The 23,242-nt window shown below is 67.2% G+C and carries 20 protein-coding genes; 7 read left to right on the forward strand and 13 right to left on the reverse strand.

Translation table 11 applies throughout. The annotated features are described in order from the left end of the window. The first annotated feature begins 49 nt into the window (after positions 1-49). A complete protein-coding gene (gene sixA / locus H7U20_RS22850) occupies positions 50-517 on the forward strand; it encodes a phosphohistidine phosphatase SixA (protein WP_199761432.1) in 468 nt (155 codons plus the stop codon). Between the two features lie 314 nt (positions 518-831). Here the strand turns inward: sixA and H7U20_RS22855 are convergent, their stop codons facing one another. From H7U20_RS22855 to alr, 5 genes are all read right to left on the reverse strand, one after another. Then, the gene (locus tag H7U20_RS22855) at positions 832-1,971 is read right to left on the reverse strand and encodes a polyamine ABC transporter substrate-binding protein (RefSeq protein WP_233410999.1); all 1,140 of its coding nucleotides are present in this window, start codon (positions 1,969-1,971) and stop codon (positions 832-834) included. Between the two features lie 166 nt (positions 1,972-2,137). Next, entirely contained in the window at positions 2,138-3,490 is a 1,353-nt protein-coding gene (fliD, locus tag H7U20_RS22860) for a flagellar filament capping protein FliD (protein ID WP_199761433.1), read from the reverse strand. 209 nt (positions 3,491-3,699) lie between these two features. Then, on the reverse strand, positions 3,700-4,014 hold the full coding sequence (locus H7U20_RS22865) for a PilZ domain-containing protein (protein WP_370593223.1): 315 nt from the start codon (positions 4,012-4,014) through the stop codon (positions 3,700-3,702). Between the two features lie 184 nt (positions 4,015-4,198). Then, positions 4,199-5,578, reverse strand: a complete 1,380-nt coding sequence (gene radA / locus H7U20_RS22870) for a DNA repair protein RadA (protein ID WP_199761435.1) — start codon at positions 5,576-5,578, stop codon at positions 4,199-4,201. Between the two features lie 7 nt (positions 5,579-5,585). Then, the gene (gene alr / locus H7U20_RS22875) at positions 5,586-6,674 is read right to left on the reverse strand and encodes an alanine racemase (protein ID WP_199761436.1); all 1,089 of its coding nucleotides are present in this window, start codon (positions 6,672-6,674) and stop codon (positions 5,586-5,588) included. Positions 6,675-6,857: 183 nt separating this feature from the next. On the opposite strand from alr, the gene H7U20_RS22880 reads away from it, so the two are divergent. Together H7U20_RS22880 and lplT are read left to right on the forward strand one after the other, a co-directional pair. Then, the gene (locus H7U20_RS22880) at positions 6,858-8,015 is read left to right on the forward strand and encodes a hypothetical protein (RefSeq protein ID WP_199761437.1); all 1,158 of its coding nucleotides are present in this window, start codon (positions 6,858-6,860) and stop codon (positions 8,013-8,015) included. An 84-nt stretch (positions 8,016-8,099) separates the two neighbouring features. Further along, the gene (gene lplT, locus H7U20_RS22885) at positions 8,100-9,362 is read left to right on the forward strand and encodes a lysophospholipid transporter LplT (RefSeq protein ID WP_199761438.1); all 1,263 of its coding nucleotides are present in this window, start codon (positions 8,100-8,102) and stop codon (positions 9,360-9,362) included. A gap of 80 nt (positions 9,363-9,442) precedes the next feature. Here lplT and H7U20_RS22890 read toward each other — a convergent pair whose 3' ends face one another. From H7U20_RS22890 to tsaB, 4 genes are read right to left on the reverse strand one after another with little or no spacing between them, the layout of a single operon-like run. Next, entirely contained in the window at positions 9,443-10,411 is a 969-nt protein-coding gene (locus H7U20_RS22890; RefSeq protein ID WP_199761439.1) for a DUF1853 family protein, read from the reverse strand. Then, a complete protein-coding gene (locus H7U20_RS22895; RefSeq protein WP_233411000.1) occupies positions 10,395-11,561 on the reverse strand; it encodes a uracil-DNA glycosylase in 1,167 nt (388 codons plus the stop codon). The genes H7U20_RS22890 and H7U20_RS22895 overlap by 17 nt, the downstream gene beginning before the upstream one ends. Beyond that, on the reverse strand, positions 11,558-12,028 hold the full coding sequence (gene rimI, locus H7U20_RS22900; protein ID WP_199761440.1) for a ribosomal protein S18-alanine N-acetyltransferase: 471 nt from the start codon (positions 12,026-12,028) through the stop codon (positions 11,558-11,560). Before rimI ends, H7U20_RS22895 begins: the two co-directional genes overlap by 4 nt. Continuing rightward, positions 12,025-12,744: a tRNA (adenosine(37)-N6)-threonylcarbamoyltransferase complex dimerization subunit type 1 TsaB gene (gene tsaB, locus H7U20_RS22905; RefSeq protein ID WP_199761441.1), complete on the reverse strand. Its 720-nt coding sequence runs from the start codon at positions 12,742-12,744 to the stop codon at positions 12,025-12,027. The genes rimI and tsaB overlap by 4 nt, the downstream gene beginning before the upstream one ends. A gap of 283 nt (positions 12,745-13,027) precedes the next feature. On the opposite strand from tsaB, the gene H7U20_RS22910 reads away from it, so the two are divergent. Beyond that, positions 13,028-13,456, forward strand: a complete 429-nt coding sequence (locus H7U20_RS22910) for a thioredoxin family protein (RefSeq protein WP_199761442.1) — start codon at positions 13,028-13,030, stop codon at positions 13,454-13,456. 86 nt (positions 13,457-13,542) lie between these two features. On the opposite strand, the gene H7U20_RS22915 is transcribed toward H7U20_RS22910, so the two are convergent. Both H7U20_RS22915 and H7U20_RS22920 read right to left on the reverse strand, forming a co-directional pair. After that, positions 13,543-15,819 carry a xanthine dehydrogenase family protein molybdopterin-binding subunit gene (locus tag H7U20_RS22915; protein ID WP_199761443.1) on the reverse strand — a complete coding sequence of 759 codons (2,277 nt, stop codon included), beginning with the start codon at positions 15,817-15,819 and terminating at the stop codon, positions 13,543-13,545. A gap of 22 nt (positions 15,820-15,841) precedes the next feature. After that, positions 15,842-18,976, reverse strand: coding sequence for an EAL domain-containing protein (locus H7U20_RS22920; protein WP_199761444.1), 3,135 nt, complete (start codon positions 18,974-18,976; stop codon positions 15,842-15,844). 247 nt (positions 18,977-19,223) lie between these two features. Here H7U20_RS22920 and H7U20_RS22925 point away from each other — a divergent pair, with 247 nt between their 5' ends. Beyond that, the gene (locus H7U20_RS22925; RefSeq protein ID WP_199761445.1) at positions 19,224-19,730 is read left to right on the forward strand and encodes a DUF1993 domain-containing protein; all 507 of its coding nucleotides are present in this window, start codon (positions 19,224-19,226) and stop codon (positions 19,728-19,730) included. 149 nt (positions 19,731-19,879) lie between these two features. Here H7U20_RS22925 and H7U20_RS22930 read toward each other — a convergent pair whose 3' ends face one another. Both H7U20_RS22930 and H7U20_RS22935 read right to left on the reverse strand, forming a co-directional pair. Continuing rightward, entirely contained in the window at positions 19,880-20,068 is a 189-nt protein-coding gene (locus H7U20_RS22930; RefSeq protein WP_099417235.1) for a DUF1289 domain-containing protein, read from the reverse strand. A gap of 1 nt (position 20,069) precedes the next feature. Continuing rightward, positions 20,070-20,627, reverse strand: a complete 558-nt coding sequence (locus tag H7U20_RS22935; RefSeq protein WP_199761446.1) for a DUF1415 domain-containing protein — start codon at positions 20,625-20,627, stop codon at positions 20,070-20,072. Between the two features lie 346 nt (positions 20,628-20,973). Between H7U20_RS22935 and H7U20_RS22940 the strand changes: the two genes are divergently transcribed. Next, positions 20,974-22,356, forward strand: a complete 1,383-nt coding sequence (locus H7U20_RS22940) for a transglycosylase SLT domain-containing protein (protein ID WP_199761447.1) — start codon at positions 20,974-20,976, stop codon at positions 22,354-22,356. Positions 22,357-22,439: 83 nt separating this feature from the next. Next, complete coding sequence (gene fabI, locus H7U20_RS22945; protein ID WP_199761448.1) at positions 22,440-23,231, forward strand: enoyl-ACP reductase FabI; 792 nt, start codon at positions 22,440-22,442, stop codon at positions 23,229-23,231. The last annotated feature ends 11 nt before the right edge of the window (positions 23,232-23,242 follow it).

Raw genomic sequence — 23,242 nt, forward strand, 5'->3', positions numbered from 1 at the left:
TCCAGCAGATCATCTTTTGCCGCGTCGCATACGATAACAGGAGAAAAGCATGGATCTCATCTTGTGGCGTCACGCCGAGGCCGAGGACGCGGCGGCCGGCCAGACCGACCTGGAGCGCGCGCTGACCGTCAAAGGCCAGAAGCAGGCGCGCCGCATGGGTCAGTGGCTGGCCTCGCAACTGCCCGACAGCTGCCGGGTGCTGGTCAGCCCGGCGCTGCGCACCTTGCAGACGGCCGAGCCGCTGGGCCGCAAATTCAAGATCCACCCGGACCTGGCGCCGGGCGCCGATCCGGAGGACATCCTGCGCGCCGCCAACTGGCCGGGCGCCAAGGAATCGGTGCTGGTGATCGGCCACCAGCCGACCCTGGGCCAGGCGGCGGCGCTGTTGATGACCGGCGAGGAGCTCGACTGGGACATCCGCAAAGCCAGCGCCTGGTGGTTCGCCCAGCGCGACCCGGGCGACCCGGGCAGCCTGTACCTAAAGGCGGTAATGGCCGCCGACCTGGTCGTCAAATAGGACGGTCTGAACTGGGTTGAGCTTGCAAAGCGGTAACCATCTGCTAGAGTGAAACTGTACCAACTCTAGGGAGCGGCCGTCGCAAGGCGACTGATATCATTATGTTCACCCTGCTCACCATCGGCATTTTCGGCGGCATGATCGCGCTGGTTATTTATGAGCTCGTCGAAGAGCTGCGTGGGAGTAATACCAAACTAATCGACCGCTATCACGAATAGCCATCGGCTTCGCCTGGAAGCCAAGGCGGCAGTGGCGGCATCCCGCGGGATGTCGGCACCGCCGCCTTTTTGGTTTTTATGGCAAGCGCAAGCGGCCTACACGCCCGTCTTGAACTTGGTGTAGATGCGGGTGATCGAACGGCGGATGTCGGCCGGCACCGCCTCCGGCGCGGCCATGCGCTGCTTGTCGGCGTCGGACAGGAAGACCTTCTTGTTCTCGGCGATATCCTTGCGCACGAACTTGACGCTGGCCGTGTTGGGGTTGGCGTAGAACACCTTGTTGCTCAAGCTGGCGTGCACCTGCGGCCGCAGGATGTAGTTGATCCACAGGTGGGCGTTGTTCGGGTGCGGCGCGTCGGCCGGGATGGCCATGGTGTCGAACATCAGCGCGGCGGCCGTCTTCGGCAGCAGCACCTCGATCACGTTGCCGTTCTTGGCGTCGATGGCGCGCTGGCGGGCGATGTTGATGTCGCCCGACCAACCCATCGCCACGCAGACGGCGCCGTTGGCCATGTCGTTGATGTAGCCGGACGAGCTGAACAAGGTAATGTACGGACGCACGGTCTGCAGCAGCTTGCCCGCCTCGGTGTAGTCGGCGGCGCTTTTCGAGTAGGCCGGCTTGCCCAGGTACATCAGCGCGGCCGGCAGCACCTCGGACGGCGAATCGAGGAAGGAGACGCCGCAGGACTTCAGCTTGGCGGCATATTTCGGATTGAAGATCAGGTCCCAGGCGTTGTCCGGCATCGGCAAATCGCCCAGCGCGGCCTTGACCTTGGCGACGTTGATGCCGACCGTGGTGTAACCCCACAGCCAGTCGACCAGGTAGTCGTTGTTCGGATCGATCTTGGCCAGCTTGGCCTGGATCGACGGGTCGAGGTTGGCCAGGTTGCTCAGTTTCGACTTGTCCAGCTTGCGCAGCAGCTTGGCGTCGATCTGCAAACGCGCCCATGGCGCCGTCGGCACGACGACGTCGTAGCCCGACTTGCCGGCGACCAGCTTGGAGTTGAGGATCTCGTTGTTGTCGAACAGATCATAACGGACCTTGATGCCGGTCTCTTTTTCGAAATTCTTGACCGTGTCGTCGGCGATGTAGTCCGACCAGTTGTAGATGTTGAGGACCTTCTCCTCCTGCGCCTGGGCCACTGCCGTGCCGGCCGTCAGGGCCGCCGCAACGGCCAGCGCGGCAGCCGCCGCCAGATGTGCCGCCACCCGCTTGTTGATACGCTTGTCCGCCATGGTCCCGCCTCCCGAAGAATGGAAATTCTACACAAGGCGTGATGATCGGACATTGTAGCCAGCTTGGCAAGCGCCGAGCGCAGGCGGACTGGCGCGGCCGGTGCAAGGCCCGGCCCGCGCCGCGCCGAACCGGCCCGGCGCGCCGGCCGCTGCCGGGCGCGGCGACTCAGGCCAGCATGTCGAACAAGGAGGTGGGCGCGCCGCCGCCGGCCGCGCCGGTTTGCGCCTGCTGGGTATACATCGCCACCAGGGCGTTGGCCTGCGCCGTCAGCGCCTTGGTCATCTGCGCCTTCTTGCTGTTCAGGCTGGTGATCTCCTTGCCGATCGACAGCGCCTCTTTGCGGATGGTGCTGTCGTTGCCGGTCAGCGCAGTGATCTTGCTGGCCAGCTGGTCGGCGATGCCCTTGCCGTCGTTGCTGAACAACTTGCCCACCGTGCCGGCGTCGGCCGCCAGCGCGCTGGTGAGTTTCTTCTCGTCCAGCTTCAGGCTGCCGTTGGCCTCCAGCGTGACGCCGGCATTGTTCAAGGCCGCCACCGAAACGCCGTTACCGCCCGTCTTGAGCAGCTGCGACAGCTGGCCGCTGGCCTGGCCCAAGGCCCGGTCGGACTTCAAGTCGCCCTTCTGCAGCGCCTGCAGCTTGTCGTTCAGTTCGTTGTAGGCGGCGACGAAGGCGCGCACGTTCTTGCCGATCTGCGCCGGGTCCTGGGCGATCAGCACGTCGGTCTTGCCCTTCGCGCCCAGGGTCAGCGTGGCGCCCTCGATGGCCTTGTCCAGCGTGTTGCTGGCGCTCTTGATCTCCTTGCCGTTCACGCTCAGCAAGGCGTCCTGGGCGACTGCGCCCTCCTTCATGTTTTTCGTGCCGGCCGGGTTGTAGGCCAGCAGGTCCTTGACGGCGGCGTCGCCGCTGACGCTGATGCGCATGCTGTGCTCGGCGCCGCTCTGGCCGGCGATCGACAGCGCGTAGCCGTTGCCGCTCTTGACCACCTTGGCGTCGACGCCGGCCTCGCGGAAGGCGGCGGCGATGCCGTCGAGGGTGTTGTTCTTGCTGTCGATGGTGATGCTCTTGCCGGCGCCCACCGGGGTGAAACTCTTCTCGTCGGCGTTGCCGAACTCGATTTTGACGGTGGCCGGCGCGCCGGTGCCGATCTTGCCCGCGCTGTTGACCAGCATGTCGCTGGTCAGCAGTTGGCCCTGCGCCAGCTGCTTGACGTCGACGGCATAAGTGCCGGCCTTGGCGCCGCCGCTCACGCTGGCCGTCAACACGCCCTTGGTGCTGCTGGTGGCGCTGGTGTTCAGGCCGTTGCCGGCCAGGCCGGCGGCGACGTTCTTGAAGCTCGCCAGCGCGCTCTGCAACTGGCCCAGACCGGACAGCTTGGCCTGGTCGCGCGTCAAAGTGGTGTTGAGTTTGGCGACGCCGCTGTTCTGCGTAGCCATGGTCCGCTCGACCCGGGCGTAGACATCGGCGGTGGCGGCGGTGCCGGCGTAGTTGCCGGCGGAGAGGGCGGAAGAAGTAACCATGATGTGCGCGTCCAATTCGGTGGCGCGGCCGGATCGCGGCGGCGCGGTATTGTCACGAGCCGGGCGTGACAGGGAGTCGGCGCGGACGCCGGCCTCGGCTCTTCAAGTTGCCTATTATCCACGATTGCCGAAATTTTAAAACGCCGAACAAAGGGTCTTTTACCGCCCTGCCCCGCGCCGCCGGCAGCTCGACGGGGCGGGCGGCGCAGTCAGCGGAGGAACTTGGTGATCGACGCCAGGGTCGGCTGGTCCAGGTTCGAGAACTGGTAGCCGATCTTGAAATGGTCGCCGCTGAAGATGCAATAACTCACTTTCGAGCGACAAGTCATGATCTGCGCCTTGCCGTCGAGGAAAAGCTCGAACATCACCTGGCCCATCTGGCCGACCGCCAGCTTGCTGTCGAAGGTGATCGACATGCCGCTGGCGCCGATGTCGAGCGTGCGCCCCTGCGCCGGCGGCGCGCCGTCCATCACCACGACGGCCTTGGAGCGCATGATCTTACGCGCCGCTGATCTGTGATCCACTAACAATTTTCAATCCGATACGGTAGCAAAATGAAAGAATCCTGCGCTCTATTGGGATACAACACAGCGCACACCAAACCGTCCGGACGCGGCGTATCGCAGCTGCCCGGTTACTCTACGATTTTACCGCGCAATGCGCCTTGATGCGCATCGCCAAAACATCGCCGCAGATTCTATCACCGCATCACTGGTGTTCGCGCAGCTTATTGAAGGCATCGTCGATGCGCTCGACGGCGATGATGGTCATGCCCTCGATCGGCGTCTTCGGCGCGTTGGCCTTGGGGATCATGGCCAGCTTGAAGCCCAGCTTGGCCGCCTCGCGCAGGCGCTCCTGGCCGCGCGGCGCCGGACGGATCTCGCCGGCCAGGCCGACCTCGCCGAACACCACGAAGCCGCTCGGCAAAGCCTTGTTGCGCATCGACGAGTTGATCGCCAGCAGCACGGCCAAATCGGCCGCCGGCTCGGTGATCTTGACGCCGCCGACGGCGTTGATGAAGACATCCTGGTCGAAGGCGGCGATGCCGGCGTGGCGGTGCAGCACCGCCAGCAGCATGGCCAGGCGGTTCTGCTCCAGGCCGACCGACAGGCGGCGCGCGTTGGGCAGGTGGCTGGTGTCGACCAGCGCCTGGATCTCCACCAGCAGCGGCCGGGTGCCCTCCTGGGTCACCATCACGCAGGAGCCGGGCACCTGGCTGTCGTGCTGCGAGAGGAACAGCGCCGACGGATTGGACACCCCCTTCAAGCCCTTCTCGGTCATGGCGAACACGCCCAGCTCGTTGACGGCGCCGAAACGGTTCTTGATGGCGCGCACCAGGCGGAAGCTGGAATGGCTGTCGCCCTCGAAATACAGCACGGTGTCGACGATGTGCTCCAGCACGCGCGGGCCGGCCAGCGCGCCCTCCTTGGTGACGTGGCCGACCAGGATGATGGTGATGCCGGTCTGCTTGGCCACCCGGGTCAGCTGGGCGGCGCACTCGCGCACCTGGGCCACCGAGCCGGGCGCCGAACTGAGCGCGTCCGAATACACGGTCTGGATCGAGTCGATCACCGCCACCTGCGGTTTCAGCTCGGCCAAGGTGCCGAGGATCTTCTCCAGTTGTATCTCCGCCTGCAACTTCAAGTCCTTGGCGTCGATCAGCAGGCGCTTGGCGCGCAGCGCGATCTGCGCGCCGGACTCCTCGCCGCTGACATACAGCACGCTCTTGTGATGCGAGAGGTTGGCCAGCGCCTGCAGCAGCAGGGTCGACTTGCCGATGCCGGGGTCGCCGCCGATCAGCACCACGCCGCCGGCCACCAGGCCGCCGCCGAGCACCCGGTCGAACTCCTCGATGCCGGTGCCGAAGCGCGGCACGTCGACCGCGTCGATGTCGGCCAGCGACAGCACCGGCGCGGTCTGCGCCAGCGCCATGTGCTGCGGATTCGAATAGCGGTTCTGCCCCGCGCTCTCGACCACCGTCTCCAGCATGGTGTTCCACTGCTGGCAGGCGGCGCACTGGCCGGTCCACTTGTTGCTGGTGGCGCCGCAGTCGCTGCAGGTGTAATTGGTTTTCGCCTTGGTCGCCATCGCCGCCTCAGCCCTCGACCACCGGCACGCGCGGCGCCAGCGCGCACATCAGCTCGTAGCCGATGGTGCCGGCGGCCTCGGCCACCTCGTCGATCGGCATGCCCTCGCCCCACAACACCACCCTGCTGCCGACGCGCGCGTCGGGCAGCTCGCTCAGGTCGACGGTCAGCATGTCCATCGAGACGCGGCCGACCAGGCGGGTGCGCACGCCGTCGACCAGCACCGGCGTGCCCAGCGGGGCGTGGCGCGGATAGCCGTCGGCATAGCCGCAGGCGACGACGCCGATGCGCATCGGCCGGTCGGCCAGGAAGCGGCTGCCGTAGCCGACCGCCTCGCCGGCGACGATGTCCTGCACGCCGATGATCTCGCTGCTCAGCGTCATGGTCGGGCGCAGGCCGAACTCGGCCGCGCTCTTGCCGCCCGGCGTGCCGCCGTACAGCATGATGCCGGGACGAATCCAGTCGCTGGCCAGCAGGTCGGACAATTCGACCAGATGCAGCGTGCCGGCCGAGTTGGGCAGGCTGAACGGACCGGGCAGGCCGGCCGCGCCGAGCTTGAAACGGCGGATCTGCTCGTTCAACGTCAGCACCGGGTGGCCGGCGTCGTCGGCGTTGGCGAAATGGGTCATCAAGGTGATCTCGCCGACCCAGGGCAGCGCGCGCAGGCGGGCGTGGGCGGCGGCGAAGGCCTGCGGCTTGAAGCCGAGGCGGTTCATGCCGGTGTTCATCTTCAAGTGCAGATGGATGGTGTTTTTGATCTCCGCCGCTTCCAGCCAGGCGATCTGCTCGTCGCAGTGGACGGTGCAGTTGAAGTCGTACTGCGCCATGGTGCGCACGTCGTCGGCGTCGAAGCAACCTTCGAGCAGCAGGATGGGCTTGCTCCAACCCAGTTCGCGCAGGCGCACCGCGTTGTCGAACTCGATCAGCGCCAGGCCGTCGGCGGCGGCCAAGCCGCGCATGGCGCGTTCCAGCCCGTGGCCGTAACCGTTGGCCTTGAGCACGCCCCAGGCCTTGGCCTGCGGCGCGCACGCCTTGGCGCGGGCCAGATTGTGTTTCATGGATTCGAGATGGATCGTTGCGACTATCGGCCGTGGCATAGGAAGTTGGAGCGGATGGAGGAAGGCCGTATTTTACCGGACGCGGGCTGATCCGCACGGTCCAATTTGCGCGCGCCGACGGGACCACCGGCGGCGCGGCGATCTGGCCGGGCATGGCAATTTACATGCTTCGGCAATTGGACTAGCATAGCTTGTCAATAAGATAAATATCGAGGCTGATCCATGAAGCAGTCCAAGCCAGTCGCACCAGCTCGCTTCACCCCTGCCACGCCGCGCCAGCCCGCCGTGCCTGCGCCATTCACACCGTTGACAGCCAGCAAGGCCGGCGCCAGAACGGGGCCGCCCGCCGGCTTGCCGGCGCCCTTGCAGGCACGCCTGGCTACGCCGCCAGGCAACAGGCCGGCGGGGCCGCCGGCGCCGACGCCGGCTTTGCTGCCCAGGGCGGCGTTGCCGGGGCCGGCCCGCCAGACCATCCAGCGAAGCCTGGAAATGCTCGGCGTCGCCGCCGTCGGCGCGACCGTCCTGACGGCCGGCTATTTTTTGTGGAGCCGCTTCGCCGGCACGACCGGCAACCCGGGCAGCACGACTGCCACACCACAGGGCAAGAAACAGCAGCAGCAGCAGCAGCGCAACACCCATCCAACCTCGGCAGTAAAGAAGAAGCCGACACGCCCGCCGTCGATCACGATCGTTGCGACCGACGCCCGGCTGCAGCAATTGGAGGCGGCGGCGCAAGCGGCCGGAAAACAGCGCGGCATGTCTCAGCGCAATCAATATCTTAGTGACGTCAAGCGCAAACTGGGCGGCACCTTTCCGGCAGGTTACCGGGAGGCAGTCGAGACTGCTTATTACCTGGGAGCACACAGCGACAACACCCCTGACTTGCGCCTCCACCATGTAGAAGACGATGGCTCCGGCTGGCAAACCGTCGAGGACAAACCCTTGCTCAGCAGTAATGAGCGGCAGTCCAAACGTGATGTAAAACTGTTCGCCTATGCTGCCAAAGCATTGCAAATTTTGGAGGCGGCGACCATCGGCGCGGAAACCAATTGCGTGTTATTAGATTCCAACGGCAACGTCAAGTATTCCGGCACCAACCAGGGAATTGCCAAGGCGGGCAGGAAGCGGGAGGCGCGCGACGCGCTGAGCACCAGCATGTCCAAGATCAAGAGTCAGGCAACCGGATACGGCGGTATTGCCTGCGCGGAGCCGGATGCCCTGATGAAAATGATCGACGACATGAAGGTCAAATCCAGCGGACTCAGGCCCTGCTTTTCTCTCGCCTACAGCAAGAAAGACGGCGCCAAGCCGGCCTGCGCCGACTGCACCCGGCAATTGACAGAAGCGCAGATCGGCGATCTCTACCCGTGGACTGATTAGGCCGGCTTCGGCCATCGGGGCGATTTCGTGTCCCTCTGCATTTATGGTATAAAGCAAGCCAGATATGTTTTCAGGCATCCCAGTATGAATCGTGGTTTCTATACCATCATGGCAGCGCAGTTCTTTTCGTCATTGGCGGATAACGCGCTGCTTTTTGTCGCGATCGACCTATTGATCAACATGAAGTCGCCGGGCTGGATCACGCCGCTGCTGAAACTCTCCTTTGTCCTCTTTTACGTGCTGTTGGCCGCTTTTGTCGGCGCCTTCGCCGACGCCCTGCCCAAGGGCCGGGTCATGTTCATTGCCAACCTGATCAAAATTTTCGGTTGCGCGCTGATCTTCTTCCAGGTCCATCCGCTGGCCGCCTACGCCGTCGTCGGCTTCGGCGCGGCGGTCTACTCGCCGGCCAAGTACGGCATCCTGACCGAACTGCTGCCGGGTGAGAAACTGGTCGCCGCCAACGGCTGGGTCGAGGGACTGACCGTCACTTCGATCATCTTCGGCACCGTGATGGGCGGCCTGCTGGTCAGCGGCCGCACCTCGGCCTTCCTGCTCGGCATCGACGTGCCCATGCTCGACACCGGCATCAACACGCCGACCGAGGCGGCCCTGTGCGTGGTGGTCGGCATCTACGTGCTGGCCGCCGTCTTCAACCTGCGCATCCCGGAAACCGGCTGCGTCTACGCCCACCAGGAACGCAACCCGATCAAGCTGATCACCGACTTCGCCAATTGCTACTCGCTGCTGTGGAAGGACAAGCTGGGCCAAATCTCGCTGGCCGTCACCACGCTGTTCTGGGGCGCCGCCGCCACCTTGCAACTGATCGTGCTGGAATGGGCCAAGCGCTCGCTGCACCTGCCCTACGACAAGGCGACCAGCCTGGTCGGCGTGGTGGCGATCGGCGTGGCGCTGGGCGCCGTGCTGTCGGCCTGCTTCATCACGCTGCGCAAGTCGCTGACCGTGATCCCGCTGGGCATCGGCATGGGCATCATCGTCATGAGCATGACCATGGTGCATTCGATCTACCTGGCCTATCCGCTGTTGATCCTGGTCGGCGTGCTGTCGGGCTTCTTCGTCGTGCCGATGAACGCGCTGCTACAGCACCGCGGCCACGTGCTGATGAGCGCCGGCCACTCGATCGCCGTGCAGAACTTCAACGAGAACCTGTCGATCCTGACCATGCTGGCGGCCTACTCGCTGATGCTGCGCCTGCATCTGGACCTGGACGTCATCATCATCCTGTTCGGCCTGTTCGTCGCCGGCACCATGTTCTTCATCATGCGCAAGCACGCCGCCAACCAGAAGGAACACGATTCCCTGGCCCTGATCGGCGAACTGAAACACTAGGTTTTGGAATGGCCAGCCGGCGGCCGCGCGCCGGCGGTGGTTTGAATCAAACTTGAATTTAAACTGGACCCGGACCTGAATCAGGCCGGCAGCAAGCCGGCCGTGCGCCGCGCGGCGGCCTGCGCCTGCCAGTCGTCCGGCACCACGAAGCCACGGCGCCGCTCGACCAGCCAGCCGCCCCGCTCCACCACCGCCGCCACCATCACCGGCGCGGCCAGCGTCTCCATCTGCAGCGTCAAGGCCTGGCGCAATTGCCACGGATTGAGCACGGGCGTGTCGCCCGCGCCCTTCCACGGCGCCAGCCATTGCAGACGCGGCAGGACGATGAAGCGCTCGTCGTCGGCCGCCTCGAAGCGCGCCAGCGCGCTCCAGAAACCGTGGCAGTGCGGCGCGCCGATGCCGGCCAGCGCCGGCGTGCGTCCCGGCGGATAAAACAACCAGCCCTTGACCAGTGCCTGCGCCAGATCGACCGGCTGCGGCAGCAGCGGCTGCGCCGCCGGATGCCGCGCCAGCGCCAACTGCTTGTCGAGGATCTTGCGCATCTTGGCGCCCAGCGTGTCGGCCAGGTTGGGGCCGATCAGGCAGTTGAAGCCCGCGTTGTCGGGCTGCTCGTCGAGCAGATAGAATTTGGTGGCGAACTCCCAGTGCAGCAGCCGTGCGCCGTCGCGCAGCAGGAAGTCGAACTCGCCGACGGTGTCGTTGCGGCTGGCGCGCACCTGCAAGCCGTGCGCCACCAAGCTGCCGTGCTGGGCGAAGTAGAAGGCCATCAGCTTTTCGGCGTACAGGCCGAGGCGGGAATAGAAGCGCGTGCCGAGCGCCTCGTCCAACGGCGCCGGATCGCGTTCTAGCGCGTGCAGCCAGTCGATGCTGGCGGCGGCCAGCGGGCCGAGGCTGGCGATGCGGCCCTGCCACGGCGGCGCGGCGGCGTCGAGCAGGTCGGGCGCGTCGAGCAGCCAGGCCAGCGCCCGCACGTGCGGCCGGGTCAGCCGGCTCCAGCGGCGCTCGAACAGCGCCTGGAAGCTGGCGTCGCCCTCAGTCCGCGCCGGCATGGGCGGCCTTGGCCAGACACAGGTCGGCCCAGGCCTTGGCCTTGTCTTCCGGCCGGCGCAGCAGGTCTTCCGGGTGATAGGTCGCCACCACCGGCAGCGCGCCGTGGCGCAGCACCTTGCCGCGCGCGGCGGCGCCCAACAGGCCCCTGGCGGCGGCCTGGCCCAGGGTCAGCAGCATAGTGGCGCCGCTCAGGACCAACTCGCGTTCGAGGAAGGGACGACAAGCCGCCACTTCGTCCGGCGTCGGCATGCGGTCGGCGCCGTCGGCGGCGGACGGGCGGCACTTGACCAGATTGGTCACGTGGACGTCGCTGTCCGGCGCCAGCGCGATCGCCTTCAGCATGTTGGCCAGCAGCTGGCCGCCGTCGCCGGTGATGGCGCGGTTTTCCTTTTCGTCCAGGCGACTCGGCGCGGCGCCGATGGCGATCCAGCCGACGCTGCCCTCGCCCCGGCCCGGCACCGTGCCGCGGCGGGTGGCGCACAGGTCGCAGCGCGTGCAGCCGGCGATGGCCTGCTTCAAGCCGGCCCAGTCCAGCGCGGCGATGGCCTCGTCGGCGATCGGCGTGGCACGGGCCGGCGTGGGCGCGTCGTCGAACCAGGCGGTCGAGTCGACGTCGTCGGTGGCCGCCGGGATGGTCGCTGCGGCGGCGTCCAGATCACTCTCGGCAAGGGGTGACGGCACGGCTACGGGTGCGGGCGTGGGTGCCGATGCGGATGCAGACGCGGGTGTGGCTACGGCTGCGGCTACGGCTACGGCTGCGGCTGCGGCTGCGGCGGCAGGTTCCGCCGCATCGTCGTGCAGCTCGGCTACCTCAGAGGCCAGCACAGGCGCGACGGCCGGCGACTCGGCCGCTGTCGATACCGCGGCGGCGATAGGCGCGCGCCGCTGGGCGAGTGGCGGCGCCGACGCGGCCGCGATGGCGGCGGCAGTGGCGGCGGGCACGTCGTCATCGGCCACGGCGGCCATGACGGCGGCCGCGAACGAGGCGGCCGACTGCATCGCCGGCGCCTCGTCTTCAAGCACCGGCGCGGCCGGCCCGTCGGCCGGCTCAGGCATCGCCTCGACCGGCGCCACATGGCGGCGCGACCATTGCTGGCCGATGCCCATCTCTTGCAGGAACACCGCGCTGCGGCCTGTGATCTGACTCATAATACGAACCGCATAACGATCGCGTCCTCGCGTTGCTGATTGGCGGCCGGGTAGTACGCCTTGCGCCGGCCGATCTGAATAAATCCGTAACGCTGGTAGATCGCCAGCGCGCGCGTGTTGGTCGGCCTGACCTCCAGCAGCATCGACTCCATGCCCAGCCCGCGCGCGCAGGCGCAGGCCTGGTTCAGCAGCAGGCGGCCCAGGCCCTGGCCCTGGCGGTTCGCCGCCACGGCCACGTTGAGCAGATGCGCCTCGTCGACGATGGCCATCACCAGGAAATAGCCCAACAGTTCGCCGGCCGGGTCGCGCAGCAACCAAGCCTGGTAGCCGCTGGCCAGCGAGTCGATGAAGTTGGCGCGGCTCCAGGGATGCGGATAAACCGACTCCTCCAGCGCCAGCACCTGGTCGATGTCGGCCTCGCCCATGGGCTCGTATTGGAGCCGGGCCAGATCCCACTGCTGCATCATGCCTGCGCCCCGGCCGCCTTTGCAGCCTTCTCCGCATTGATGTCGCGCCGCTCGGCGCTGGTGTAGGCGATCTTGTTGCGCAGGTAGAGCGGCTGCGCCTCGGCCGCCGTCAGCGTGGCGCCGGCGGCCAGCGCGATGCGCGCCAGCTGGGCGATCTGCACGGCGTGCGGCATCACCTGCGGCTGCGCGGCGGCGGCGAAGTCCTTGCCGGCGAAGGCTTCGGCGTAGGCCGACAGGCCGTTGCCGCAGGCCTTAGGGCAGCCCTGCGGCGCCACGGCCTCGGGCGCCGACAAGGCCGGCGCCAGCACCGCGTGCAGGCCGTCGGCATAGCGGTACTGCGCCCAGTAGACCTCGCCCATGCGGGCGTCGAGCACGGTCAGAATTTCCGTGGCGGCGAATTGCTGATGACAAGCCAGTGCCATCGCGTCCAGGGTCACCACCGGCACCACCGGCAAATTGGCGCCGAAGGCCAGGCCCTGGGCGATGCCGCAGGCGGTGCGCACGCCGGTGAACGAGCCGGGGCCGGAGCCGTAGGCGATGGCGGCACAGTCGGCCAGGGCGATGCCGGCCTCGGCCAGCAGTTCCTGGATCATCGGCAGGATGGCTTGCGAATGGGTGCGCACGCCCGACGACTCGCGGGAGTGGACGACGTCGTCCCGCAGCAGGGCGCAGGAGGCGAGTTCGGAGGAGGTTTCAATGGCGAGAATAATAGGCATCCCGTATTTTAACCCGGCGCGCCGGGCCGGGGCAGGTCCGGACGCCGGCGATTTGGCGGCGGAGCCGGCGCGGCGGCGTAGATTTCGGCTCGCACGCGCCGGGGACGCTTGCAAAACCCACGGGCGAAAGCCGGGGTCGGACCCCTCGGGGTCCGACCCCAGGTCGCGCCGTTGGGTTTTACAGGCATCCCGGCAACTCGTGGCGCATCAATATTTTGGCGAGCGGCCCCGGCGTGTAGAATTGCGCGATCGGCGCCCGGCGCCCGTTAGGCTTTGACTTACCATGCATAGTGTGACCCTGAACAACGACAACCGCGACGACGTGGCGGCGGCCCTGGCCGGCGAGCGCTGGATCGTCGCCTGCCTGTGCGCCGCCTGGTGCGGCACCTGCGCCAGCTATCGCGCCCAGTTCGAGGAGGTGGCGGCGCGCCACCCCGACAAGTTCTTCCTGTGGATAGACATCGAGGACCACGCCGACGTGGTCGGCGATCTCGACGTCGACAACTTCCCCACCCTGCTGATCCAGCGCCACGACGTGGTCGCCTTCTTCGGCACCATGCTGCCCGACCCGCACCTGGCGCACCGCCTGGTGCAGGCCCAGGCCGAGCAAAGCGATGAAGAGCTGGCGGCGCTGGCCGCCGGCAGCGAGGAGCGGCGCAACTGGCAGCGCGACTGCAATCTGCGCGCACTGCTCGGCGCGGCGTTGGAGTGACCCATGGGCGTGAACCTGGGGTCGGACCCGGCGGGTCCGACCCCGGCCCTTCGCCTTTGGGTGGTTTGCGATGACGGGCCGCCGACTCAGCCCAGCGTCAACGGCAGGCTGCGCAAACGCTGCCCGGTCAGCTTGAAAACGGCGTTGGCCACCGCCGGCGCGATCGGCGGCGTGGCCGGCTCGCCCATCCCCTCTGGCGGCTCGGCGCTGGCCATGATGATGGTCTCCACCTCCGGCGCCTGCCCCATGCGCAGCACCGGGTAATCGTGGAAATTGCTCTGCTCGACCTTGCCGTCCTTGATCGTCACCGCGCCGAACAGCGCCGCCGACAAACCGAACACCACGGCCGACTCGGCCTGCTGGGCGATGATGTTGGGATTGACGGCGATGCCGCAGTCGAGCGCGCAGACCACCCGGTGCACGCGGATCTCCTTCCCTTCGACCGACACCTCGGCCACCTGCGCGACGATGGTGCCGAACGACTGGTGCAGCGCCACGCCGTGGGCGCGGCCGGCCGGCGCCGCGCCGGCGCGCGCCACCGCCGCGTCCAGCACGGCCAAGTGGCGCGGATGGCGCGCCAGCAGCGCGCGGCGGAAGGCCACGCCGTCCTGCCCGGCGGCGTGGGCCAGCTCGTCGACAAAGCTCTCCTTGAAGAAGGCGTTGTGCGAATGGCCGACCGAACGCCAGTAACCCAGCGGCACCGGGCTGTCGACGATCACATGGCGGATGCGCTGGTTGGCGAACTCGTACTGCATGTCGAACTCGCCCTCGGCGGTGGTCTTGTCCGGCCCGCCCGGCGGCAGGCCCAGGTTACGCTTGAAGAACTGATGCGACACCGATCCGCTGGCCGAGTGGTTGTCATAGGCCAGCACCTTGCCGCCGGCGTCCAGCCCCGCCGTGAAGCGCGCCAGCGCGGCCGGCCGGTAGACGTCGTGGCCGATGTCGTCCTCGCGGCTCCAGATCACTTGCACCGGCGCGCCGCCGCACTGCATGGCCACCGCCACCGCCTGCGCCACCATGTCGACGTCGAGCCGGCGGCCGAAACCGCCGCCCAGCAAGGTCACTTCCAGCACCACGTCGGCCGCCGCCACGCCGGCCACCTTGGCCGCCGCCTTGACCGCCAGGCTGGGCGACTGCGTCGCCGCCCACAGCCACACCTTGCCGTCCTTGACCTGCGCCGTGCAGTTGACCGGCTCCATCGCCGCGTGCGCCAGATAGGGCGCGCGGTACTCGGCGCTGACCACCTTGGCCACGCCGCCCACGCCCGCCGCGATGGCGCCGACCTCGCCGGCCTGGTGGTAGGCGTAGCCGGCCTCGCTATCGAGCTTGGCGGCGAACTCGCGGAATATCTGCTCGCTCGACAGCTTGGCGTGGGCGCCCTCGTTCCAGCTGATGGGCAGCGCCAGCGCGGCCTGTTTGGCCTGCCAGTAACTGGCCGCCACCACGGCGGCGCCGGCCCGCGCGCCGCCCAGCGGCGACAGCGCGGCCGAAAAATCGACCACCCGCGACACGCCGGCCATGCCCTTGACCGCCTGCGCGTCGATGCCGGCGACGCTGGCGCCGAGCACCGGCGCCATGCGCACGGCGGCGTACAGCAAGCCGGGCGGACGGGCGTCGATGCCGAAGCCGGCGCTGCCGTCGACCTTGGCGGCGCTGTCGCGCCGTGGCGCCGGCGTGCCGATCAACTTGAAATCGCGCGGCTGCTTCAGGCGCACCTCGCCCGGCTCGCTCAAGGCGGCGCGGGCCGCCAGCGCGCCGTAGGCCAGGCGCTTGCCGCTGGCGTGCAGCACGAAGCCGGCCTCGGTGCGGCACTCCGTCGCCGCCACTTTCCACTCGTGCGCGGCGGCGGCCAGCAGCAAGGCGCGCGCCGTGGCGCCGGCCTCGCGCATCGGTCCCCAGGCGTCCTTCACGCTGGACGAGCCGCCGGTGATCTGCAGGCCCAGCTCGCGCGCCACCTTGCCGACGGTCCATTGCGCCACCGCTTTCAGATTGCCCTGCTCGTCCGGGTGGAAGGGCAGGCCGTCGCGCAGCATGGCGACGTTGCCGTAGATGCTGTCGAGCGGCGCCTGCAACAGGCGCACCGCCGACAGCGGCACGTCGAGCTCCTCGGCCACCAGCATCGGCAGCGCCGTGTGCACGCCCTGCCCCATCTCGCTGCGCGGCATGGCCACCATGACGCTGCCGTCGACACCGATGGCGACCCAGCCGTTCAGCGCCACCGCGCCGTCGGTCAGCGGCAGCGGCTGCGTGGCGCGCACCCGCTGGCGCGGCGGCAGCAGGCCCCAGCCCACCACCAGCGCGCCGGCGGCGGCGACGCCGCTGAAGATGAAACGGCGGCGCGACAGTCTGGTCGGTTTGAGCATGGTGGCTTTCGTGGCGGTGGTGTTAGATGGAGGGTTTCGGGCGCCAGCGCGTCAGCAGGTCTTGCGCCAGCACCGGACGGCTATAGAAGTAGCCCTGCGCCAGGTAGCAGCCGTGGCGCAGCAGGAAGGCGGCCTGCTCCTCGGTCTCGACCCCCTCGGCGATCACCGACAGGTTCATGCTCTTGCCGAGCTGGATGATGGCGATGGCGATGGCCTCGTCGTTGGGGTCGGTCGAGATGTCCTTGATGAAGGAGCGGTCGATCTTCAGCGTCTGCACCGGCAGCTGCTTCAGGTAGGCCAGCGAGGAGTAGCCGGTGCCGAAGTCGTCGATCGCCAGGCCGACACCGATCGAGTGCAGGTCGTTGATGAAGACCAGCGCGTCGCCGGTGTTCATGATGACCGACTCGGTCACCTCCAGCTGCAACCGCTCCGGCTCCAGCCCGGTCTCGCGCAGGATCGCCGAGACCATGTTGACGATGCTGCCGCGCTCGAACTGCTTGGCCGACAGGTTGACGGCGATCTTCGGCACGTACAGGCCGTCGGCCTGCCAGCGCACCATCTGGCGGCAGGCCTCGAACAGCACCCACTTGCCGAGCTGGTTGATGAAGCCGGTGTCCTCGGCCAGCGGGATGAAGCGCACCGGCGGCACCGGCCCCAGTTCCGGGTGGTTCCAGCGCACCAGCGCCTCGACGCCGATCAAGCGGCCGGTGTCGATCTCCACCTGCGGCTGGTAGTTGAGGAACACCTCGTCCTTCTCGATCGAGCGGCGCAGGAAGGTCTCCAGGCGCAGCCGCTCGACGCCCTCGCCCGTCATCGACGGCGCGTAGAAGCTGTAGCCGTTGCGGCCGCGCGCCTTGGCCTGGTACATCGCCACGTCGGCGTTGCGGATCAACATATTCAAGTCGACGGCGTCGTCCGGGAACAGGCTGATGCCCACGCTGCAGGTGACGAACAGCTCGTGGCCGGCCACCATGAAGGGCTGCTCGAACATCGCCACCAGCTTCTCGGCCACCAGGCTGGCCTTGTACTGCCCCCCCACGTCCTCCAGCAACACGATGAACTCGTCGCCGCCCAGCCGGGCCAGGGTGTCGCCCTCGCGCAGCTTGCCCGACAGCGCCTTGGCGACCTGCTGCAGCAGCTCGTCGCCGATGTGGTGGCCCAGCGTGTCGTTGACGTTCTTGAAGCGGTCCAGGTCGATGAACAGCAGCGCCAGCTGCTCGTCGTCGCGCACGGCGCGCTGCAGCGCGTGCTGCAGGCGGTCGTGGAACAGCAGGCGGTTGGGCAGCGCCGTCAGCGGGTCGTGGTGGGCCAGGTGGTCGAGCTTCTCCTGCGACTCCTTGGCCTTGGTGATGTCGCTGAACACGCCGACGTAGTGGGTGGCGATGCCGCGATGGTCGCGCACCGCCGAAACGGTCAGCCACTCCAGGTACAGCTCGCCGTTCTTGCGCTGGTTCCAGATCTCGCCGCGCCAGAAACCGCTGGTCATCTGCTCGTTCCACATCTGCTCGTAGAAGGCCTCGTCGTGGCGGCCCGAGCGGGTCAGCGTGCGGTCCTTGCCGATCGCCTCCTGCTCGGCGTAGCCGGTGATCTGGCTGAACGCCGGGTTGACCGCGACGATGGTGCCGGCCGCGTCGAGCACCACCACGCCGTCGGCGATGTGCTCGATGACGGTGGCCGACAGCAGCAGCTTCTCCTCGGCCTCCTTGCGCGCCGTGACGTCGGCGTAGACCCAGATGCTGCCCTCGTCGGCGCGGCTCTGGTCGATGGCGCAGCCGCTCACCAGGCACCAGAACAGCGTGCCGTCCTGGCGCCGGTAGTGGCGCTCTTCGCTGAAGTACTCGCCCGAGGCCAGCGTCGGGTACTGCCGCGCGCCGGCCGCCTCGTAGTCGAAGGTGTTGGGGAAGACGATCGCCGTCGAGGCGCCGACCATGCTGCCCGGCGGGTAGCCGAACAGCTCCTCGCAGCGCCGGTTGACCGAAACGATGTGGCGCTTGCGCACGAACATCACGCCGAACATCACGTTGTCGAGAATGGCGCTCTGCTCGGCCAGCAGGGCGGCGATGCGCATCTCGTTGTGTTTGCGCTCGCTGATGTCGGCGATGATGCCGTCGATCCAAGGCGCCGGCCCGCCCGCCTCGTGCGGCTGCGGCTGGCCGTTCTCCGACACCCAGCGTTCGGTGCCGCTGGCGTCGACGATGCGGTATTCGATGGCGTAGGGCTGGCCGTCGCGCACCGCCTGGCTGACGCAGTGGCGCTGGCGCTTGCGGTCCTCCGGGCAGATCAGCTTGGCCCAGGAGTGCGAGGTGCCGCGCATGAACTGGGCCGCCGAAAAGCCGGCGATGTGCTCGATGGCGTCGCTGATGAAATCGATCGGGCCGTCCGGGCGGAAGCGGAACACCGCGCCCGGCACTTGGGTGACGATGGTGCGGAAGCGCTCCTCGCGCTGGCCGATGTCCTCGAACAGGTGCTTGATGGCGACGCGCATCTGCTCGAGCTGGCCGGCCAGGCGGCCCAGCTCGTCGCTGCCGGCCAGGTCGAGGCGGGTCTCGAAGTCGCCGTGCGACAGGCGGTCGGAGAAGCGCATCAGCTTGCGCAACGGCTTGAGCAGGCGGGTGTTCAGGAACAGCACGATCAGCAGCAGCGACACGGTCAGCTGGGCCGCCAGCACGAAGACGTAGGACAGCTGCTTCTCGCGCAGCTCCTGTTGGCTGCGGGCGTCGTCCATCTCGACCATGATGCGGCCGATGCGTTCGCCGCGCACCAGGATCTCGCGCTCGGCGCGGTAGACGTTGCCGATCGGCCGCTGCGGCGAGTGCACGTGCATGAACTGGGTGTCGGCCTGGCCGACCACCTGCACCTGCACCACCGAGCGGTCGCGCATCACCGACTCGACCAGCGAATGGGCCGACTCGGCGTTCATGTTCCACAGCGACTCCTGCATGCCCAGCGCCAGGATGTCGGCGTTGCGCTGCAAGGACTCGTTGAGCGCCGTCTTGGCCGACTGCTGCTCGTGCACGCCGATCAGTAAATAGCTGCCGATGATGGCGGGGATCACCAGGCCGCCGAACACCACCAGCAGCAGGGCGCCGTAGATCGATAGGCCGTACAGCGCGCCCAGCCTGGAGCGTAGACGTTGGTAGATGGACGCGCCGGTCATGCGCCCAGCAGCACTGCGGCAGCCTGTTTGTAAGTTTGCATCATCGAGCTTCGTTAAGTGATTACACTGGCACGGCCGGCGCGCCGGCGGCGCGGCACGGCTGGCTGGCCTGGCAAACTTTTCCCTGGGTGGAATTATGCACGGAAAAAGGGGCAAAAGTCACCAACTAGCGGCCCGCGCCGCCACGCGCCAAGCAAAAAGCGCGCAAGCTTGCTATCATCGCCTCTCTTTACACGAGGAACCCGCCATGACCCTATCCATTTACTCCGCCTCCATCCCGGTCTTCAAACAAATCCTGAACAGTCTGCTGGTCATCCTCGACAAGGCCGAAGCCCACGCCACCGAGAAGAAGATCGAGCCGAACGCGCTGCTGCAGTTCCGCCTGTTCCCCGACATGCTGCCCTTCACCCGCCAGATCCAGATCGCCTGCGACTTCGCCAAGGGCTGCGCCGCCCGCCTGGCCGGCGCCGAAGTGCCGGCCTACGACGACAGCGAACAGAGCTTCGCCGAACTGAAGGCGCGCATCGTCAAGACGCTGGCCTTCATCGAAGCGCTGCCGCAGGCGCAGATCGAGGGCAGCGAAACGCGCGCCATCACCACCGGCAGCGGCGAGAAGACCAAGCACTTCACCGGCCAGACCTATCTGTTCCACTACGCCCTGCCGCACTTCTTCTTCCACGCCACCACCGCCTACGACATCCTGCGCCACAACGGCCTGGACATCGGCAAGAAAAACTTCATCGGCACGTATTGATCGACTATTGATCGACGCGCGCCGGCGGCGAGTTGTTTCACCCCCGGCGCGAAACCGGGGTCGGACCCGGCGCGTCAAGGCGGGGAGTCCGACCCCGGCTCCTTGCCTTTGGGTGGTTTGAACGCCGCCGGCGCCTCGACCGCCAAGCCTCAGCTATTGCGGCGCGGGTAGCCCTGCGCCAGGATGCGCTGCCACACCAGTTCCTTCGCCTCGGCCGTCATCGACACCCAGTGCGCCACCTCGATCACGCTGCGGCCGCAGCCCCGGCAGATCTCGTCGAAGGTGGTCGAGCAGACGGCCACGCAGGGCGTGTCCGGCCGTGGTGGTAATGCCGTCATCTCACTGCTCCGCCATCAACTTGTCCCAACCGTCGTGACCCAGCTTGCGCAGCGTCGCGATGTTCTTCTCGAAGATGTCGCCCGCCTCGGGGAAGGCCTCGACCGCGCGCTCGACGCTCTCCTCGCGCAGCAGGTGCAGCGTCGGGTAGGGCGAGCGGTTGGTGTAGTTCTCGATGTCGTTGACGTGCGTCTCGGCGAACTGGTACTGCGGATGGAAGCTGGCCACCTGCAGCTCGCCGACCAGGTCCATGTCCTCCAGCGCGGCGTCGGCGACGTCGAGGAACTCGTTGTAGTCCTCGAAGTCGGCCAGCACGTGGGGGTGGATCAGGAGTGTCGTGTCGACCGCCTCGGGCGAGGTGTCGGACAGGCGCTGCAGCTCGTCCATCAGGGTGCTGAGCAGCGCCTCCGGGGTGCTGGCATCGCTGACGACATAGCGGATCTGCTTCTTGACGTGGACGGCCTTGGCGAAGGGGCACAGGTTCAGGCCGATGACGGCCTTCTCCAGCCAGCTGGCGGTCGCGGCGATGATGGCGGCGTGGTCCGCAACGGGGGTACTCATATTGATGTTCCTTGTAGATTTGAAGCGATGTTGCGCTCGACAGGCCAAATTGTACGCACTCTTTGCGCCATCTCATACTTTATGGCCGCGCCGCTTGCCGCACGGCGGCAGGCGGACCAAGCTGCGGACATGCCGGGGCGCCGCGCCGCGCGCCGGGCAATCGCAGCATGTTCAGCTATTCTGCCGGCAACTTCACTGTATTTTCTCGAAACTATTGCCAAAAAGAATTAATCCGCGGCCCGGTCATCGAACTGACATATTCCTTGACTCAACTAGTCGACCTTCGTACACTCCACGTTTATTCATGGTCCGCTCGATGTGATTCAGTCGACAACAATGGAAAACTATGCAATCAAGCTCTAACACTTCCGCCGCCCTGGCCGCCCTGCTGATCGCCCTGGCGCCCGTCGCCGGCCACGCCGCAGACGCCGTCACGAGCGGCGCGCTGCTGTCGCTCCCGGCGCGCAGCGGCAACCTCCTCAACACCGCCGATTCCGCCGCCGCCCGCGCCGAGCGCGCCGCCCGCCCCGCGCTGAGCGAAGAAGCGCCGCGCGAGACCGACGTCTGGGGCCGCATCCGCACCGGCTACGCCATCCCCGACCTGGACAACTCCCTGGTCGCCAAGCACGTCACCTGGTACAGCACCCGGCCCGACTACATCGCCCGCACCACCGCGCGCGCCTCGCGCTACCTGTTCCACGTCGTCAACGAGCTGGAAAAACGCGGCATGCCGACCGAACTGGCGCTGCTGCCCTTCATCGAATCGGCCTTCAACCCGCAAGCCCTGTCGAGCGCCAACGCGGCCGGCATGTGGCAGTTCGTGCCCGGCACGGGACGCGACTTCAACCTGAAACAGAACGTCTTCAAGGACGAGCGGCGCGGCATCGTCGCCTCGACCGACGCCGCGCTGACCTATCTGCAGCGCCTGTACGACATGTTCGGCGACTGGCAGCTGGCCCTGGCCGCCTACAACTGGGGCGAAGGCTCGGTGCAGCGCGCCATCAAGCGCAACCAGGCGCTGGGCAAGCCGACCGACTTCGAAAGCCTGGCCGAGCTGATGCCGGCCGAGACGCGCAACTACGTGCCCAAGCTGCAGGCGGTGAAGAACATCATCGCCAACCCGGGCCAGTTCGGCCTGTCGCTGCCGCTGATCGACAACCAGCCCTACTTCACCGCCGTCGACAAGACCAGCGACATCGACCTGACCATCGCCGCCCAGCTGGCCGAGCTGTCGGTCGACGAATTCAAGGCGCTCAATCCGCAGTTCAACCGCCCCGTCATCACCGGCGGCGAAAAGACCAAGATCCTGCTGCCGCAGGAGAACGCCGAGAAATTCCACCTGAACCTGGCCCAGTGGGGCCGCGCCCTGTCGACCTGGACCACCCACAAGATCACCGGCGCGCGCGAACGCATCGAGACCCTGGCCTCGAAGTTCCACACCACGCCGGAGGTGATCCGCCAAGCCAACAACATCCCGCAGAAGTCCATGCTGGTGGCCGGCTCGACCATCCTGGTGCCGAAGATCTCGTCATCGCTCAACGTCGACATCACGTCCGAAGTGGCCGACAACGCCACCGTCAACTACGTGGCCGACCGTGGCGGCAAGCGCGCCAGCGGCTACAAGGCCGCCAAGGGCGGCAAGGCGGCCGACGAGGCCCCGGTCAAGCTGGTCAAGGCGCGCGTGCCGCGCCATACCGCCGGCCGCAAGGGCCACCGCAACGACGACTGATCCGGCCGCCCGGGGCAACACGCCGGGCGACCAGGTCGTGCCAGGGCGCGCCGCGCTTGGCGGCGGCAACCACCGGAGGCATCATGGCTTTCCTACAAGGCAAAAAAATCCTCATCACCGGCCTGCTGTCGAACCGTTCGATCGCCTACGGCATCGCCACCGCCTGCCGCCGCGAGGGCGCCGAACTGGCCTTCACCTATGTCGGCGAGCGCTTCAAGGAACGCATCACCGAGTTCGCCAAGGAGTTCGGCAGCGAGCTGGTGTTCGACTGCGACGTCGCCAGCGACGAGCAGATCGCAGCCCTGTTCAGCGACCTGGCCGGCCACTGGGATCGGCTCGACGGCCTGGTGCACGCCATCGGCTTCGCCCCGCGCGAAGCGATCGCCGGCGAGTTCCTCGACGGCCTGACCCGCGAAAACTTCCGCATCGCCCACGACATCTCGGCCTACAGCTTCCCGGCCATGGCCAAGGCGGCGCTGCCGCTGCTCAAGGAAGGCTCGTCGCTGCTGACCCTGTCCTACCTGGGCGCGGTGCGCGCCATCCCCTACTACAACACCATGGGCCTGGCCAAGGCCTCGCTGGAAGCCTCGGTGCGCTACCTGGCCGAGAACCTGGGCAAGCTTGGCGTGCGCGCCAACGGCATTTCGGCCGGCCCGATCAAGACCCTGGCCGCCTCCGGCATCAAGGACTTCGGCAAACTGCTCGGCTTCGCCGCCGCGCACGCGCCGCTGCGCCGCAACGTCACCATCGAGGAGGTCGGCAACACCGCCGCCTTCATGCTGTCCGACCTGGCCTCCGGCATCACCGGCGAGATCACCTACGTCGACGGCGGCTTCTCCCATGTCATGGGACTGAACGCGGAAGACTACTCCTGAGTCCGGAGGCG

This window comes from Rugamonas violacea (assembly GCF_016461825.1).
Taxonomy (GTDB): Bacteria; Pseudomonadota; Gammaproteobacteria; order Burkholderiales; family Burkholderiaceae_D; genus Rugamonas.